General features: G+C 63.1%; 15 protein-coding genes. 6 read left to right on the forward strand and 9 right to left on the reverse strand.

The window, feature by feature from the left end; translation table 11 throughout:
- Nucleotide 1 precedes the first annotated feature (1 nt).
- From BSY18_RS10040 to BSY18_RS10050, 3 genes are read right to left on the reverse strand one after another with little or no spacing between them, the layout of a single operon-like run.
- On the reverse strand, nucleotides 2-1,003 hold the full coding sequence (locus tag BSY18_RS10040) for a capsular biosynthesis protein (RefSeq protein WP_069050510.1): 1,002 nt from the start codon (nucleotides 1,001-1,003) through the stop codon (nucleotides 2-4).
- Nucleotides 1,004-1,017: 14 nt separating this feature from the next.
- On the reverse strand, nucleotides 1,018-2,535 hold the full coding sequence (locus tag BSY18_RS10045; protein WP_069050511.1) for an XrtA system polysaccharide chain length determinant: 1,518 nt from the start codon (nucleotides 2,533-2,535) through the stop codon (nucleotides 1,018-1,020).
- Between the two features lie 49 nt (nucleotides 2,536-2,584).
- Nucleotides 2,585-3,229 carry an XrtA/PEP-CTERM system exopolysaccharide export protein gene (locus tag BSY18_RS10050; RefSeq protein WP_054134300.1) on the reverse strand — a complete coding sequence of 215 codons (645 nt, stop codon included), beginning with the start codon at nucleotides 3,227-3,229 and terminating at the stop codon, nucleotides 2,585-2,587.
- Nucleotides 3,230-3,752: 523 nt separating this feature from the next.
- On the opposite strand from BSY18_RS10050, the gene BSY18_RS20965 reads away from it, so the two are divergent.
- Nucleotides 3,753-4,112: a hypothetical protein gene (locus BSY18_RS20965; RefSeq protein ID WP_150126257.1), complete on the forward strand. Its 360-nt coding sequence runs from the start codon at nucleotides 3,753-3,755 to the stop codon at nucleotides 4,110-4,112.
- Between the two features lie 85 nt (nucleotides 4,113-4,197).
- On the opposite strand, the gene BSY18_RS10055 is transcribed toward BSY18_RS20965, so the two are convergent.
- Nucleotides 4,198-5,610 (reverse strand): dihydrolipoyl dehydrogenase family protein, encoded by a 1,413-nt coding sequence (locus tag BSY18_RS10055; protein ID WP_069050512.1) that lies wholly within the window; start codon nucleotides 5,608-5,610, stop codon nucleotides 4,198-4,200.
- An 85-nt stretch (nucleotides 5,611-5,695) separates the two neighbouring features.
- Between BSY18_RS10055 and BSY18_RS10060 the strand changes: the two genes are divergently transcribed.
- Together BSY18_RS10060 and BSY18_RS10065 are read left to right on the forward strand one after the other, a co-directional pair.
- Nucleotides 5,696-6,751 (forward strand): methyltransferase domain-containing protein, encoded by a 1,056-nt coding sequence (locus BSY18_RS10060; RefSeq protein WP_069050513.1) that lies wholly within the window; start codon nucleotides 5,696-5,698, stop codon nucleotides 6,749-6,751.
- Between the two features lie 253 nt (nucleotides 6,752-7,004).
- Nucleotides 7,005-8,021, forward strand: coding sequence for an SDR family oxidoreductase (locus BSY18_RS10065; protein ID WP_069050514.1), 1,017 nt, complete (start codon nucleotides 7,005-7,007; stop codon nucleotides 8,019-8,021).
- A gap of 6 nt (nucleotides 8,022-8,027) precedes the next feature.
- Here BSY18_RS10065 and BSY18_RS10070 read toward each other — a convergent pair whose 3' ends face one another.
- The 5 genes from BSY18_RS10070 to BSY18_RS10090 form a co-directional block, all read right to left on the reverse strand.
- On the reverse strand, nucleotides 8,028-8,825 hold the full coding sequence (locus tag BSY18_RS10070) for a crotonase/enoyl-CoA hydratase family protein (RefSeq protein WP_069050515.1): 798 nt from the start codon (nucleotides 8,823-8,825) through the stop codon (nucleotides 8,028-8,030).
- The gene (locus tag BSY18_RS10075) at nucleotides 8,822-9,451 is read right to left on the reverse strand and encodes a 2-hydroxychromene-2-carboxylate isomerase (protein WP_069050516.1); all 630 of its coding nucleotides are present in this window, start codon (nucleotides 9,449-9,451) and stop codon (nucleotides 8,822-8,824) included. Before BSY18_RS10075 ends, BSY18_RS10070 begins: the two co-directional genes overlap by 4 nt.
- 193 nt (nucleotides 9,452-9,644) lie before the next feature.
- Nucleotides 9,645-10,334: a glutathione binding-like protein gene (locus BSY18_RS10080; RefSeq protein WP_069050517.1), complete on the reverse strand. Its 690-nt coding sequence runs from the start codon at nucleotides 10,332-10,334 to the stop codon at nucleotides 9,645-9,647.
- Between the two features lie 70 nt (nucleotides 10,335-10,404).
- Nucleotides 10,405-11,130 (reverse strand): winged helix-turn-helix domain-containing protein, encoded by a 726-nt coding sequence (locus tag BSY18_RS10085; RefSeq protein ID WP_083231416.1) that lies wholly within the window; start codon nucleotides 11,128-11,130, stop codon nucleotides 10,405-10,407.
- Nucleotides 11,131-11,243: 113 nt separating this feature from the next.
- On the reverse strand, nucleotides 11,244-12,455 hold the full coding sequence (locus BSY18_RS10090) for an LL-diaminopimelate aminotransferase (RefSeq protein WP_069050518.1): 1,212 nt from the start codon (nucleotides 12,453-12,455) through the stop codon (nucleotides 11,244-11,246).
- Between the two features lie 181 nt (nucleotides 12,456-12,636).
- Between BSY18_RS10090 and BSY18_RS10095 the strand changes: the two genes are divergently transcribed.
- The 3 genes from BSY18_RS10095 to BSY18_RS10105 all read left to right on the forward strand — a co-directional run bounded on the left by BSY18_RS10095 (nucleotide 12,637) and on the right by BSY18_RS10105 (nucleotide 16,980).
- Nucleotides 12,637-14,454: a PHA/PHB synthase family protein gene (locus tag BSY18_RS10095; RefSeq protein ID WP_069050519.1), complete on the forward strand. Its 1,818-nt coding sequence runs from the start codon at nucleotides 12,637-12,639 to the stop codon at nucleotides 14,452-14,454.
- 176 nt (nucleotides 14,455-14,630) lie between these two features.
- Complete coding sequence (locus BSY18_RS10100; protein WP_069050520.1) at nucleotides 14,631-15,527, forward strand: phasin family protein; 897 nt, start codon at nucleotides 14,631-14,633, stop codon at nucleotides 15,525-15,527.
- A gap of 187 nt (nucleotides 15,528-15,714) precedes the next feature.
- Nucleotides 15,715-16,980, forward strand: a complete 1,266-nt coding sequence (locus tag BSY18_RS10105) for a DUF4238 domain-containing protein (RefSeq protein WP_083231417.1) — start codon at nucleotides 15,715-15,717, stop codon at nucleotides 16,978-16,980.
- Nucleotides 16,981-17,093: the final 113 nt, after the last annotated feature.

Below are 17,093 nucleotides of genomic sequence, written 5' to 3' on the forward strand. Positions count from 1 at the left end.
GTCATTCTCCATATCCATAATAGGACCCGAAGCTGCGGCCAGACGGGGAGAATTTGACCCCGTTGAGCAGCAGCTGAATCTGGTTGCAGCCTGAAATCAGTCCCAGCGCATCGCGCAGCGCGCGCTCGCTGGTGACATCGGCGCGCACCACCATCAGCGCATGGCCGACATGCTGGGCGAGCGTTGCCGCGGGCGATGCGGCGAGCAGAGGCGGCGAATCGAAGATCACGATCCGGCCCGGATGACCATCGGTGAGCCTGGCGAGCACCTCAAGCGTGCGCGCCGAGGCGAGATATTCGCTGTCGGTGTTGGTCTGGCGCCCGGCGGGCAGGACGGAAAGCCCGCGAATGTCGGTGGGGATGATGCAGTCCTCGACCGCCACCGAAGGATCGGCCAGCGCATCCATCAGGCCGCGCTGTCCCTCTATCCCGAGCGAGGAGAGGATGCTGGGCTTGGCGAAATCGGCATCGACCAGCAGCACATCATGATCCTGCTCGGTCGCGATCGACAGGGCAAGGTTGATCGCGCTGTAGGTCTTGCCCTCGTTGGGCTGCGCCGAACAGATCAGGATGCGCTGCGCCGCTGCGCCAAGGCCGGCATTGGCCTCTGCCTGGATGCTGGCGAGCAAGCGGCGTTTGACGATGCGGAACTCTTCGGAAATGCTCGTCACCGGGCCATCGGGCACGATGAACGCGCGCTCGCGCATCTGGTCGCGGTCGATTGCCGCAACCGGAAGGCTGGGGCGCATCCGCGGGCGAGCGACCGCAGCGGCGGCGGCAACAGGCGCGGGTGCAGGAGCGGCGGAAACGGCAGCCGGAGCGGGAGCCGCAACCGGCGCGGGCGCAGCGGCAGGCGCCGGAGTCTCGTCCACCGGGGTGTCAGGCAGCTGGGGCGCGGGCTGGTTCAGGCTCTTGCGGAAATCGTACATGTCCGCCGCCCGCTCGATCAGCGAGGGCGTGCCGCTGGATTTGTCCGGCGAGGAAATGGGGTCGTGCATCGTCATGTCTTTCTTGCCCCTCACACCACCGAACCGCGCTGGATGAACTCGATCACCAGCAGCAGCAGGAACACGCCCACCAGCGCGCCGCCCGATCCGACATAAAGCCGCAGCTTGCGCTTGCGTTCGTCCCGCTGGGCCTGGGTCAGCATCTGCGAGATCGATCCGATCACCGGCAGGCCGCTGGCCGCTTCGAGCTTGGCGGCGGTGGGATAGCTGGCGCTGAGCTGGCCAAGCGCGAACGCCCCGCCGATGCCCCCGCCGATTCCGGCAAGCAGCACCGCGATCAGCAGCAGCGGGCGGTTGGGCGCGATCGGAGTGCGCGGGCTGGACGGCGGGGTGATCAGGTCGAAGCGGACCGCATCGGTCTGCGTTTCCACCTGCCCGCGCAGCCGCACCTGCTCGCGGTCGGCGAGCAGCTTGTCATACTGGGTCTTGAGCACTTCATAATCGCGCGCGATCCGCGCCTGCTCGGCGGCGACGCCGGGCTCCTGGATCTGCTTGGCGACCATCGCGTTCATCTCGCCCTGCAGCGCAGCCTTGCGCGATTGCAGCGCGGTGACCGCCGCCTGGCGCTCGGCCCGCATGCTGATCAGCGAGCTGTAGGCGGGGTTGGAGACGCCATAGCTGGTGCTTGCGCCTGCGCCCGCGGACTTGAGCGCGGCGATCTGGTTCTTGAGCGCCTGGACATCGGGATGCTGGTCGGTAAGGCCGCGCGCCTTCATGCCCGCAAGCTCGCCCTGCGCCTGTGCGAGCGGATTGACCCCGCCGCCGCTGGCACCGCCCGCGATGGTCTGCGGGGTTCCGGCGATCTGGCCGTTGATCGCGGCAAGCGCGCTCTGGGCTGCGATCAGCTGCGAATCGATCTGGTTGATCTCGACCCGGCCCGTCTCCAGCCGCTGGCTGACCGATCCGATACCCGGCAGCATGCCGAGGTTCTCGGTCTCGAACTTGACCCGCTTCTGCTCGGCGATCTCCAGCTCCTTCTGCCTTTTGGCGAGCTGTTCATCGAGGAAGCGCAGCGTGTCGCTGGTCTCGCCGCGACCGCCTGCGAGGTTCTCCTCGACGAAGATGTCGATCAGCTTCTGCACGACATCGCGCGCCAGAGTCGCCGCTTCGCCGTCGGAACGGCCGCCGGCGGACATCGTCGCGGAGATCTCGAACAGATTGTCCTGCTCGGACTTGATCTTGATCGCGGTGCGAAGGCCATTCACGGCGCCCTCGATCTCGCGCGGGGTGACGAGGTTCTTGCCGAGGTCCGTGCCGCGCACGACCTTGCCGAGGTTGGCAGCCGAAGTCAGCGTCTGCTCGACGGTGTCGATCTGCTTCTGCCGTTCGACCGGACTGATGCCGGTATTCTCAGGCAGGATCGCCTTGGTCTGGACGAAAAGCTTGGCCTGCGATTCATAGGTGTTGGGGATCAAGGCGACCGCCAGCCAGCCGAGCACGCAAATGCCCCAGGCAATGGCCATCGCCAGCCAGCGGCGCTGCCACACGCTGTGAACCGCAATCCGGAATTCTTCGTACAGGCCAGTCATCGGTCGGGCTTTTCTTTCAGCTATACGGGTCGGTTCGGCTGTGGGACGCTCAGAACATGCTTTCCGGGATGATGATGACATCGCCCGGCTGGAGCAGAACATTGGCGCGGCTGTCGCCCTTCTTGATGAGGTCGCCCAGCTTGATCGGATATTCCTGCTGGCGGCCCGACACCTTGTCGAACCGTACCAGCTTGGCGCGGTTACCCGCTGCGAATTCGGACAGGCCGCCCACGGCGATCATCGCATCGAGCAGCGTCATGTTGGCGCGATAGGGGATCGAGGCGGGCTTTTCGGTCGCACCAACGATCCGCACCTGCTGCGAGAAGGTGCCGGCAAAGCTGTTGACGATCACCGAGACGATCGGCTCCTGGATGAACTGCGATAGTTGAAGTTTGATATCCTCGGCCAGCATCGTCGGGGTCTTGCCCACGGCGGGCATATCGGTGATCAGCGGCGTGGTGATGCGGCCATCGGGGCGCACCTGCACCTTGGCGCCCAGCTCGGGATTGCGCCAGACGAACACGGTCAGCTCGTCGAGCGGGCCGATAATGTATTCCTCGCCCGGACCATCGGACAGCGAGACGAACGATGCCGGAGGCAGCTGCGGCCCGCTGGCGCTCGAGGCGCAACCCGCCAGCAAGGCGGTGGCCGCCAGAGCCGCGATTCCCATTTTCAACAGACGGAACAATCCCATGTCAGCACCTTTTTCATCGCCCCGCGAATCCCTCAGGCACGGCAAAAAGCCAGGCCGGGTCCACGCAGATTGGCATCAGCTATGACGAAAAAGGGTGAACATAGCGTTAGTGTTTGATGGTGAAGGCGTTTTTACATTGAGGGTGTGACCTAAGGCACGCTGGCGACCCTACGGACCCAACCCGCCCTCGAATGCTCCGCTCCTAACCACCCCCGCTCAGCCTGAGCCTGTCGAAGGCCACGCGAAGCCGCTCCGTCTCCAACACCGTCATTCCCGCGAACGCGGGAATCCCGCTTGTTCTCAACCCATCGCAAAGAAAGCGGGACCCCCGCGTACGCGGGGGTGACGTGTCTCTTGGACGAACCTTAGCGCGGGGCCTTCGACAAGCTCAGCTGAGCGGATGAGAGTGGCGGGCTTGGCGCAATCCAGAAACAAAACTGACTTTCAGGAAACGACCACTTTGCTGACAGGTAACTTTCACATAAGATTTGCAGGTATGGCGAGAACCAGAACGCTCCCCCTCTTGATGATGGCATTCGGCTTGGTGAACTGCGGCGGCGGTGACACGAGCAATCAAACATCCCTGTCACGGAACGTGGCGCTCGCTGAATCTATAGAAAAGCAAGTGTTAACCCGTCATGCTAATTTTGATCTACGGCGCTATGCCCGCTTTTACACTCAAGACGATACCGGCAATGTAGAAGGAACTTACCTTTTCTCAGGTATCGGCGGTATGCCGTCGAAGTGGGAAGGAGGCAAATCGTATTGGGTAGAGGCGAACGAAGTCCCAGCAGTGAATGACGGCGGCTGTGCGGTTATCAGCCTGCTCTACAATGTCCCCAGCGAAACGCTTGTCTTTGTATCTTGTAATGGAGATGCATAGCGACGTCCGCTTTCCACCGATTCCGGCCTTCAATGCGTGATGGCGAGTCTCCTGAAACCAAGACGCCACTACACGCTCAAACCCATCACCCCCGCCGCTTTGCCAGGAACCGCGCCCAGCCCCGCGACCACTTGTTGAACACCTTCGCCTCATCCGAGGCGAAGGCCGCCGCCTTGATGTGCTCGGACCGGTTGGGATAGGGCACGATCAGGCTGGCGACGCCGAAGGTCGAGGATTTGCCCGCGATCATCATCGCGATGGGCAGGATCAGGTCTCCCGCGCCGCGGCCAACCACGGTGCCGCCGATAACCTTGCTGCCCTTCTTGACCAGTTTGACGAAGCCGGTGACTTCGCGCTCGGTCACCGCGCGGTCGTTGTGGTCGAAGTCCTCGCGCCAGACGGTGATTTTGTCGCCGTGCGCCTTGCGCGCCTCGTCCTCGGTCATGCCAACCTGCGCGAGTTCGGGGTCGGTGTAGGTGACCCAGGGCAGCGCGGAATAATTGGCCTTGGTCGGCACCCCCAGGCTGATCTCGAGCGCGACATTGCCGCCCTCGTATCCGCTGGCATGGGTGAAGCGCGGGCCATCGCGGCAGTCGCCAATGGCGTAGATGTGTTTCGCGCTGGTCCGCCGCCGGGCATCGACCAGGATGCCCTTCTTGTCGTATTTGACGCCAGCGGCCTCAAGCCCCAGCCCGTCGAAGTTGACCTCGCGCCCGGTGGCGATCAGCAGATGCGTGCCGGTGATCGTGCGTCCATCCTTGAGCGTCAGCGTAAGGCCTTGGTCAGTCTTGGCCACCGCATCGGCCTCGGCATCATGGATCAGCTCGATCCCCTCGCCGGTCAGCCGGTCGATCACGATCCTGGCGGCATCTGCGTCATCCTTGGGGAACGGGCGACCCTTGGTGGCGACGACGACCTCAGACCCAAGCCGCCGGAACGCCTGCGCCATCTCCATGCCGATCGGTCCGCCACCCAGCACGATCAGCCGCTGCGGCAGTTCGGTCAGGTCCCAGACATTGTGGTTGGTGAGGTACGCAACCGCCTCGAGCCCCTTGATCGGCGGGACGTACGCGCGGCTGCCCACCGCGATGACGATCCGCGGCGCGGTGTAGGTGGTGCCACCCACCACAACGCTCTTGGGGCCGGTGAACGTCGCATCGCCGCGCACCACCGCCACGCCCATGCCTTCGAAGCGTTCGACGCTGTCATGCGGCTCGATGGTCTTGATCGCCTGATGCACCGCTGCGTGCACCGCGCGGAAATCGACCTTGGGCTCGACCGAGGCCATGCCGAACTCGGCGGCGTTGCGCATGTCGTGCGCGCGGTGCGCGGCGGAGATCAGCGCCTTGCTGGGCACGCAGCCGGTGTTGAGGCAATCGCCCCCCATCGCTGCGCGCTCGATCAGCAGCGGCTTCAGCCCGAACATCGCCAACCCGCCCGAGCAGACCAGCCCGGCAGACCCTGCCCCGATGACGATCACGTCGTGCGAATATTTCATAGACCCCGTTTCGGTGAAACAATGCGGCTGGTTACGGCGAATTCTTCTCGCTAGACCATGTGCGCCAGATCAGAGGGAATCCAGCATGAATCTCGAAAATTCGCGTGAATATTACGGCAAGGTGCTGTCCGAATCCGCCGACCTGCGCACCGATGCGTGCACCACGTCGGAACGCCCGCCGATCGCGGTGATCAAGGCGCTGGCCAATGTCCATGCGGATGTGAAGGCGCGCTATTATGGCTGCGGGCTGATCGCGCCGTCGGCGATTGCCGGCGCGCGGATCCTCGATCTCGGCTCGGGCTCGGGCCAGGACGCCTATATCCTCGCGCAATTGGTTGGCGAGCACGGCGAGGTCGTGGGCGTCGATGCCACCCCCGAACAGCTCGCCATCGCCAACGCGCATCTCGAATGGCACCGCGAGACCTTCGGTTATGCCAAATCGAACGTGCGCTTTGTCGAGGGCGACATCGAGAAGCTCGATGCGCTCGATCTGGCACCGGGCAGCTTCGACATCATCGTCTCCAACTGCGTGATCAATCTCGTCGGCGACAAGGCCAAGGTGTTCGCCGATGCGCACCGGCTGCTCAAGCCCGGCGGCGAGATGTATTTCTCCGATGTCTATTCGAGCCGGCGGGTGCCGCAGCATTTGCTGACCGATCCGGTGCTTCACGGCGAGTGCCTGTCGGGCGCGCTCTATTGGGGCGATTTCCTCAAGCTCTCCAAGGCCGCCGGTTTCACCGATCCGCGTCTGGTCAAGGACCGCCCGCTGGGCATCGGCGATCCGCGCATTGCCGAAATGCTCGACGGGATCGATTTCTTCTCGGCCACCTACCGGCTGTTCAAGCTCGACGACCTCGAGCCCGAGTGCGAGGATTATGGCCAGGCGGTGGTCTATCTGGGCACCGTCGAGGGCGAGGAGCGCGTGTTCACGCTCGACAAGCACCACCTGATCGAGCGCGGGCGGATCTTCCCGATCTGCGGCAACAGCTGGAAGATGCTGAGCGATACGCGCTTTGCCGAGCACTTCCAGTTTATCGGTGACTTCTCGACGCATTACGGCGTGTTCGCAGGCTGCGGAGGCGGGCTGCCCTTCGCGCAGGCTGCGGGCGAGGATGGCTTGGTAGCAGCAGGGTGTTGTTGAGTTCGCTGCTTTTCCCTTTGTCGCTCCCCTCCCCCGCTCAGCCTGAGCGTTTCGAAGGCCCCGCGCGAGGTTTGCGTATCCATCTTCGTCATTCCCGCGCACGCGGGAATCCCGCTCCTACATTCGTGCGGCTCACAAGCGGGACCCTTGCCTTCGCGGGGGTGACGAGGAAGGTGGCCGGACCGAATGCGCGGGGCCTTCGACACGCTCAGGCTGAGCGGAGGTGGTTTGGGGCTGCCGGACTGGAGCACCCATGCACATCTTCCTGACCGGGGCGACCGGACTGGTCGGCGGGGCGCTGGCAGGCGCGCTGCTTGATGCCGGGCACCGCGTCACTGCGCTGGTGCGCGGCGAAGGGCGCGATGTGCTCGACATGGATCAGCGCGACCGGATCAGCGAGATCCATGTCCTGCATGGCGATGTTGCGCTGCCAGGATTCGGCCTGGCCGAGACGCCAAGGGATATCGACCTGCTGGTCCACTGCGCCGCCACGGTCGATTTCGCCGCAGCCGATGCGGTGCATCAGGCGGTCAATGTCGGCGGCACTGCGCACGCCATTGCGCTGGCGCAGGCGTGGGACTGCCCGCTGCTCCACGTCTCTACCGCTTATGTCTGCGGCCGCGCCGACGGGCTGATCGCCGAAACCCCCGCCAATCCCGCCGCCGATTTCACCAACGGATACGAGGCCAGCAAGGCGCGCGCCGAAGCGCTGGTTGACGCGGCGCGGGCGCACGGTCTGGCCGCTGCGATTGCGCGCCCTGCGATCATCGTCGGACGGCTCAGCGATGGAGCGATCCCCCGGATCGACGGCTTCCATCACCTGTTCCGGCTGTTCGGATCGCCGCTGCTGGGCGCCGTCCCCGCAGCAAGCGATGCTGCCTTTGCCATCGTGCCGATCTGCCATGTCACCGCCGGGCTGATGGCGATGGTGGACAATTTCGCCGCGTTTGACGGCCAGCGGGTGCACCTTGTCGGCGCCGCGCCATTCGCGATGACGGACATGCTGGCGATCGTCGGCGATTATCCCGGCACGGTGCCCGCGACGATCATGCCGCCGCCCGACTATCATGCCAGCGAACGCGACCGGCGGGTGGCGATGGTCCACCGGCGGATCGGCCCGCAATTCTTCGACTATTTCCAGCGCAGCCCGCGTTTTTCCGGGGAGGCGCTCGCCAGGCTGGCCGACATTCCCCCGCCGGTGATCGACGAACCTGCGTTCAGGCGGATGATCGACCACTGCATCCGCGCAGGATTTCTGGACTGGGGCTAATTCGCGTCAGCTGAAGTTGGCAGGCCGTTTCTGCATGAACGCGAACGCCGCCTCCATCTGGTTGGGCGTGCGGATGATCTGGTCCTGCAGCACGCTTTCTTCCATCAGGATCGCGTCGGTATCCAGGTCGGGCGTGCGGTTGAACAGGTCCTTGGCGGCGCGCACCGCATCGGGGTTCTTGGTCGCGATCTCGGTGGCGATGGCCATCGCGCGGGCATGGGGATCGGCATCGAGATGCGTCGCAAAGCCGATGCGGCCCGCCTCCTCACCCGAGAACTCGCGGTTGGTGTAAGTGAGCTCGCGCAGCACATCGTCGCGCACGGTGCCGCGCCACAAAGCATAGCCGCCCATGTCGGGGATCAGCCCCCAGCGCATTTCCATCACTGACAGCCGCGCATCGGGCGCGATGATGCGCATGCACGCGCCCGACATGATCTGCAGACCACCGCCGAAACATACCCCGTGCACCGCGGCGATCACCGGCATCGGCAGCTTGCGCCAGCCGAACGCTACCTGCTGGAACTTGTTGGCGTTGCCATAGGTCCTGTCGGTAAGCGCGGCGGGTGCATCCCCGCCCGACCCACCGCCTGGCGCGGTGAAGCTTGCCATGTCGAGCCCGGCACAGAACGAGCGCCCCTCGCCCGACAAGACAACCGCGCGCACGCCGGGTTCGCTGCCCAGACGGTCGATCGCGGCGATGATGCCATCGAACATCGCCGGGTCGAGCGCGTTCATCTTGTCCGCGCGGTTCAGCCGGACATCGGCGACATGGTTTGCGATAGTGATGCTGACCCGGTCGTTCATGAAATGCTCTCTCCCTTGGCGCGCTTCAGCGCCTGTTCCACCAGCGGCAACTGGTCGTTGCCAAAATACATATCGGTGCTTCCCACGAAAATCGAGGGCGAACCATAGCCGCCGCGTGCCACCAACGCGTCGGTGTTGGCGCGCAGGTGGTCCTTGACCGGCTGGCTGTTCGCCGCAGTGATCAGCGCCGCGCCATCCATGCCGATGGCATCGGCGACCGCAGCGACTTCCACCGGGTCATCGAGATTGCGCTGTTCGACGAAATAGGCATGGAAGGCAGCCTCGGCAAAGCGCTCGAGCGCAGCCTGGTCATCCTCCAGCGCGCAGGCGGCACGCATGGCGTGGATGCTCTTGAGTGGGTGCCATGGCGCGGGGAAGTGCAGCTCCACCCCGGTCCATTGCGCCCAGTCGCGCAGGATCTTTCCCATATGCCGGAACTTGGGGCTGCTCGCATTTTCGCGAGCGGCATAGACCGAGGGGTTCGCGGCGTTGAACACCCCGCCGACCAGGATCGGCGTCCACCGGATCGCCGCCCCGTGTCTTGCTGCCAGCGGGCGGATGTTGTGGAACGCGAGATATGTCCACGGGCTGGAGAGGTCGAAGCAGAATTCGATTTGGGCGGTCATGTGGTGACGTTCCTTTCTTGCCCGTTCTCCAGCGAGAGCCGGAGCCCAGGGGTCAGATTAATCGTCCGGTGCACAATCCCGTCATTCCCGCGAACGCGGGAATGACGCGTTGGCGCCGCCGCATCGCAAAAGCGGGACCCCCGCGTTCGCGGGGGTGACGATTCCAATGCCGTTGCGGAAGAACCGCAGCCCATCACGTCTTGATCCCGAACAATGTCTCGCGGGTCTTCGCATCCGCCTGCGGGTTGCGGTTGATCGCGTCCTTCATCACATTCAGCCCTGCCTGAAGCGCGGGCCGCGCGCGGCACAGCGCGTACCAGCGGGCAATGGCGGGATAGTCCGCCAGCGTGATCTCCTGGCGCTTGTGCGTCATGATCCACGGGAAGATCGCCATGTCGGCGATGGTGTATTCGCCTCCCGCGACATACTCCGCCTTCCCCAGCCGCCGGTCGAGCACGCCATACAGCCGCGCGGTCTCGCGCGCGTAGCGATCGATGGCATAAGGCAGCTTCTCGGGCGCATAGAGCTTGAAATGGCCGTTCTGGCCAAGCATCGGGCCAAGGCCGCCCATCTGCCACATAAGCCATTCGTGCACCCGCGTGCGCCCGCGCAGATCGCCGGGCATGAACAGCCCCGTCTTGTCAGCAAGATAGAGCAGGATCGCCCCGGTCTCGAACACACTGACCGGATCGCCACCGCCGGGCGGGGCATGGTCGACGATCGCAGGAATGCGGTTGTTGGGGCTGATCTTCAGGAACTCGGGCGCGAACTGCTCGCCCGCGCCGATGTTCACCGGCCTGACCGTATAGGGCAGCCCGCATTCCTCGAGCATGATCGATATCTTCCACCCATTGGGGGTGGGCGCATAATACAGGTCGATCATTGCAACAGGGCCTCTCCGCACGGATTCGCATTGCGTCTTGCAACCGATCATAACGCGGCTTGCCGCGCTGTCACCCCCGCGGATGAGGTGCGCACACCAACCGATAGCCCTGGCGCTTGACCGTCTCGATCCTCACCGCGCCGCCCAGCGACGCCAGCCGCTGGCGCAGCTTGAAGATGTGCACCTCGGGGCTGTTGGTGCCGGGATCGAACGCGGTCCGCCAGACCGATCTGAGCAGCACGTCGCGGCTGACCGGCAGCCCGGCATGGCGCGCCAGCACCAGCAGCAGATCGAACTCGCGCGGCATCAGCGGCACGATCTCGCCGCGCCAGCACAATTGTCGCAGACCGGTGTCGAAACTGAATCCTGCCAGCCGGATGATCCCCTGGGCCGCATCGCGCGCACGCTGGGCGGCGATCATCCGGGCAGCAAGCTCATAGGGCGCGATCCGCCCCGACACCGCATCGTCCGCGCCGGAGAGGATCAGCCGCGCCCGCGCCTGCGGGGCCTGCACGCCATGGATCAGCAGCGGCGCCAGCCTCGGCGGGGTGTCGTCGAGGAGGCTGCGCACCATCTCGCGGTGACGCGCATCGCACAGCACTGGCGCGATCGGCGATGGTCTGGTCTGGCCATCGGACAGCTCGGCCTGCACGCCAAAGCGCGCCAGCGACTGGGCCAGCATCCGGGCGAGCGGCGTCCATGCGGCACGATCGGCTCCGATCAGCAGCCAGCCGGCCTGCGGACCACAGGCCACGCCCCCTGATCTTGCCAGACATGCATCGTCGCCACGCCACATCGCCCCGCTCCTGCAAGACGTCCGCCAGGACGCCGTGCAGGCGGTTAAAGCGCGTTCATCGCAAGGATGTCAGCGGAACAGCCTCCGAAACGGAGCGACCCTTTGCCTTTGCATCAGCTGCCGACGGCCTGTCCGGGGGCGTTGACGCCCATGCTGGTGAGGTAGCGCTTCACGTTGCGCGCCGCCTGGCGCAGCCGCTGCTCGTTCTCGACCATCGCGATGCGGACATAGCCTTCGCCGTCCTCGCCATAGCCCACGCCGGGGGCCACCGCGACCTTGGCATGCTGCAGCAACTGCTTGGAAAACTCGAGGGACCCCATGTGCTTCAGCGCAGGCGGCAGCGGCGCCCAGGCGAACATCGATGCGCGCGGCGGCGGGATATCCCACCCTGCCCTGCCGAACGCCTCGACCATCACGTCGCGGCGCTTGTGATAGAGTTCGCGGTTCTTCTGGACGATATCCTGCGGGCCATTGAGCGCCGCGCAGGCCGCTGCCTGGATGGGCGTGAATGCTCCATAATCGAGATAGCTCTTCACCCGGGTCAGCGCTGAGATCAAAGTCTTGTTGCCCACGGCAAAGCCCATGCGCCATCCGGCCATCGAATAGGTCTTCGACATCGAGGTGAATTCGACCGCGACATCCTTGGCCCCGGGAACCTGCAGGATCGAGGGCGTAGGGCAGCCGTCGAAGTACAGTTCGCTATAGGCAAGGTCGGACAGGACCCAGACCTTGTTCTCCTTGGCCCAGGCGACCAACCGCTCGTAGAAGGCGAGGTCGACCACTTCGGCAGTGGGGTTGGAGGGATAGCCGACGACCAGCACCGAGGGACGCGGGACGGTGAACGCCATCGCTCGGTCGAGCGAGCGCCAGTAGTTCTCGTCGGGCGTGGTCGGCACCGAGCGGATCGTCGCGCCGGCGATGATGAACCCGAAGGTGTGGATCGGATAGCTGGGGTTGGGCGCGAGCACGACATCGCCCGGCGCGGTGATCGCGTTGGCGAGGCTGGAAAGCCCCTCCTTCGATCCCATCGTCACCACGACCTCGGTCTCGGGATCGAGTTCGACGTTGAAGCGGCGCGCGTAATAGTTGGCCTGCGCCTTGCGAAGCCCGGGAATGCCCTTGGACTGGCTGTAGCCGTGTGAACTGGGCTTCATCGCCACTTCGCACAATTTCTCGATCACGTGCGGTGGCGGCGGCAGGTCGGGATTGCCCATGCCCAGATCGATGATGTCCTCTCCGGCCGCTCGCGCCGCGGCCCGCATCGCATTGACTTCGGCAATGACATAGGGGGGCAGGCGTTTGATGCGGTAGAATTCTTCGGACATATCAAATTCGCTTTTCAGTTCTCCGTGAATGGAGCGCGTTCTTTGACGTATGTGCGTGCGCGTGTCGAGCAAAAGCACCGATACGCCAGATCCTCCCTTGCAAGGGGAGGAGTGAGAAGGACTTATCTTTGCAGGCCTGCGCTGCTAGGACACCGGCAAAGAGCAAAAGCGAGAGACGATCATGCCAGGCGATACCGAAATCTCCACCCCGGGACTGCCCACGCTGGAAGAGATGCAGCACTGGACCTGGGTGGTCGGCCGCGCGCAGCAGATGATGCTGGAGCACGCCGCGACCATGGCGCAGCAGACCCCGATCGACATGAGCGCCTTTACCGATCCGGCGGCGTTCCAGTCGCGGCTTCCCGCCTGGATGGGATCGATGCCGCAGGCGATGCTCGATGCGCAGGCCGATATGTGGCGCGATGGCATGACCTTGTGGCAGGGTTTCATCGGCGCAATGACCCCGCCGGCTATGCTCGCCGAAAGCGAAGGCGGACCGCCCAGCACGCCGGGTACCGTGCCCGAGCTGCGCAGCGACCGCCGCTTTGCCGCGCGCCAGTGGCACGACAACCCGGTCTATGCGCTCATCCAGCAGAGCTATCTGATGGTGTCCGAACAGATGCTGCGCATCGCCGACAGCGTCGATGGGCTGGAGCCGCGGCAGAAGGAAAAGATGCGCTTTGCGCTCAAGGGCCTGCTCGACGCATCGAGCCCCGCCAACTTCGCAATGACCAATCCGCTGGTGCTGGAGAAGATGGTCGAGAGCAAGGGCGAGAACCTGCTCAAGGGGCTGGATCACATGCTGTCCGACATGCGCAAGGGCCAGCTCACCCACACCGATCCCGACGCGTTCGAGCTTGGCCGCAACATCGCGGTCACCCCGGGCAAGGTGGTCTATGAAACGCCGCTGTTCCAGCTGATCCAGTACGCGCCCGCCACCGACGAGGTGCTCGAGATTCCGCTGGTGATCTTCCCGCCCTGGATCAACCGCTTCTACATCCTCGATCTCAACCCGCAGAAAAGCTTCGTCAAATGGGCGACCGAACAGGGCATCACCGTGTTCATGGTGTCGTGGAAGTCCGCCGACGAGAGCATGGCCGAGGTGATCTGGGACGATTACGTCAAGGCGCAGATCGAGGCGATCGATGTGGTGCGCGAGGCTCTCGACGTCCGCCAAGTCCACACCATCGGCTATTGCGTCGCGGGCACTACGCTCGCCGCCACGCTGGCGCTGCTGGCCAAGCGCGGCGAGGCCGAGCGCGTCAAGAGCGTCACCTTCTTCACCGCGCAGGTCGATTTCGAAAAGGCGGGCGACCTCACATTGTTCGTCGATGACGAGCAGCTGAAGCTGGTCGATCAGCTGGGCGCCAAGGGGTATCTCGACGGGCGCTATATGGCGGCGACCTTCAACCTGCTGCGCGGGCGCGACCTCATCTGGAACTATGTGATCAACAACTATCTGCTGGGCGAGGACTATCCCCCGTTCGACCTGCTCCACTGGAACGGCGACACCACCAACCTGCCCGCCAAATGGCACAAGTCGTACCTCAAGGACCTCTACCGCGACAACCGGCTGGTCCAGCCCGGATCGATGGTCGTCGATGGCACGCCGATCGACCTCAGGCTCATCGAAACCCCGGCGTATATCCAGGCGGGCAAGGAGGACCATATCGCCCCGCTGGAAAGCGTGTGGCGGCTGACCGATCACCTCTCGGGCCCGGTGCGCTTCGTGCTCGCAGGCTCGGGGCATATCGCAGGCGTGGTCAACCCGCCCTCGATGAAGAAGTACCAGTACTGGACCAACGAGGCGCCGGTGAACGGGCTCGAGCATTTCATAGCGGGCGCGACCGAGACCAAGGGCAGCTGGTGGCCCGACTGGATCGAATGGCTCAAGGCCCATGCCCCCGCCACGGTCAAGGCCAAGGGCGCGCGCGTCCCCGGCAAGGGCAAGCTCGAGGCCATCGAGGATGCACCCGGGCGCTACGTCAAGACGCGCTGACGCGCTTGCAGCATAAGCCATGCTGCGCTAGACATCCTTCACCGCCAGGGGCGCGGCCAGCCTGCCAATCCTTGCAGATTTGCACTTTTGTGCAGTGCAACATTTTCCCTTGACGTCACCCTCTCGGATCACTATTGTGCAGTGCAGCATAACGCAGCAGATGAGTGAAACCGACCATGTCCGATCAGAGCAAGACGCCCTCCGCCCCGAATGCGGTCCCGGCCAATGCCGCTGCTGCAAGCGCTGCTCCCGCAGCTGCTCCGGCGGCCAAGGTTGAAGCGCCCAAGGTCCAGGCACCCAACGCCGAGCCCGTCAAGAAGGTGGAGCCTGCGAAGGCGATCGATACCGTGATCGCCAAGGCGCTGTCCCCCGCCGCAAAGCCCGCTGCTGCAGCAAAGGCCCCTGTGGCCGCGCCCGCAACAGCCAAGCCGCAAGCTGCAAAGCCCAAGGCAACCAAGATGGCCAAGCCTGCCGCAAAGACGGCTGCGCCCAAGGCCACGAAGCCGCTGGCAACCAAGCCCAAGGCCGCGCCAGCAAAGTCCGCAGTCGTCCCGTCTCCGGTTGCCGCCAAGGCCGCCGCTCCAGAGAAGAAGAAGGAATCCATCATGACCACCACCGAAACCATCACCGCCGAAACCAAGAAGGCCGCCGAAGCCATGACCGATCGCGTCAAGGCGCTGATGGGCGACATGTCGACCCGCGCCAAGGGCGCCTATGAAAAGGGCACCGAAATGGTTTCGCAGGCGACCGAATTCTCGAAGGGCAACGTTGAAGCCCTGGTCGAATCGGGCAAGATTGCCGCCAAGGGCGCACAGGAAATGGGCCAGACCTATGCCGAAGACACCAAGAAGGGCTTCGAGGAACTGACCGCCGCGCTCAAGGAAATGACCACCGTCAAGTCGCCAACCGAGTTCATCGAACTGCAGACCAAGCTGGTGAAGAAGAGCTTCGACACCGCGGTCGCGCAGACCTCGAAGAACAGCGAAGCGTTCCTGAAGCTGGCCGGCGACGTGTTCCAGCCGATCTCGAACCGCGTCAGCGTGGCTGTCGACAGCTTCAAGAAGGCCGCGTAATCTAACGCCCCTTCCCGCTGGGAATTTAAAAAGCCGCTCCGGGCAACCGGGGCGGCTTTTTTTGTTGCGGATAGGTGGGCTTGCGCCCGAGTTGCAGACATTACAGAAGTGGTTTGTTACCCCAAGAGCTCGCCGTTCGTCGATTGACGGCACTTCGCATTTTGGAGGGGAAGCTGTGGCGGTTTAGATGGCAAACGATTATCACCATAACCACTACGTTCCTGAATGGTATCAGCGAAGGTTTCTGCCGGGCAGTCAACATAAGCAGTATTACCTCAACCTGCGCCCCGATACCGAATTCAAAAACGGACACAAATTTACGCATCATCCACTCAAATTGTGGGGGCCTAGAATGTGCTTTGCGCAGGATGATCTCTATACAACTGAATGGGCCGGGGTGCCGAACAGAGAGATCGAGCAATTATTTTTCGGAAATTGGGACAGGGCTGCCCCGGCGGCGCTAGACCACTTTTCCGACTTCGCTTTCGACGGTGAAAGCACGGACGCTTTCAACGTGCTGCTTCCCTATCTGAGCATTCAGAAACTTCGCACGCCAAAAGGCCTTGCCTGGCTACAAAGACACCTAAAAACGCGCGACAAAAATCAGGTACTTCTGGATCTGCAAGAGCTCCAAAATCTGTTCTGTGCAATATGGACTGAATGCGTTTGGCAAATTGCCGATGCCTCGGAGAGTGATACCAAGTTCATCATATCCGACAATCCAGTGGTTTCGTACAATCGAGAGTGCCAGCCAAATTCCCAGTGGTGCCTCGGCGTTGAAAGCCCGGACGTTCGGTTTGTAGCAACGCACACTTATTTTCCATTGAACCGGAATAAGGTGTTGATTCTCACAAATCTTTCTTGGGTTCGGGACCCCTTTCAGAAGCCCCGCACTGTCAGACCTAACCCTCATTTCCTTCGCCACGCGATGTTTAAATTTACCGATATACAGGTAGAACGAATTCTAACAGAGGAGGAGGTGAGAGAAATAAACTTCATAACAAAAATGAGTGCTCACCGCTATATTGCCGCAGCCGATAAAGATTGGCTTTATCCCGAGGAAAGCCTTGCATCTACAAATTGGCGGACACTTGGTGATGGTTATCTCCTTATGCCCGATCCTCGACACATTCACGGAGGTGGTCAAATCATCATCGGGTACGAAGGCGGCCATAGTGAACGCTTTTCGGAATATGGACACAGACCTTGGGACAGAGACTTCCAGAATAAAAAACGGGAAGAGCGCGAATGGGCCGCGATGGAGAAATTTAAAGCAGAGTGGGCAGCAACCTATGGTCCGGAATACCGAGGAGTGGTCTACGATATGGGGCCCAAAAGTGCGCGAAGGTCCATGGGCGAGGATTACTACCTCGCTCAGTGCGAAAGCGACAAAACATATCTGAAACTTCCCGGCGAGTTAAATCGGCGAAAAAAACTTCAGCGAAAAAGGTGACGCGTGTCGCAAGGTACGCTTTCAAGCAACTGAATCTCTACGATCAATGTTATGGGCATGACCAGATCTGCTCGCCAGCTAAAACTCACGCGCTCAGGTCGCGATTGCGGCTA

The sequence above is a fragment of the Blastomonas sp. RAC04 genome (genome assembly GCF_001713435.1).
Taxonomy (GTDB): Bacteria; Pseudomonadota; Alphaproteobacteria; order Sphingomonadales; family Sphingomonadaceae; genus Blastomonas; species Blastomonas fulva.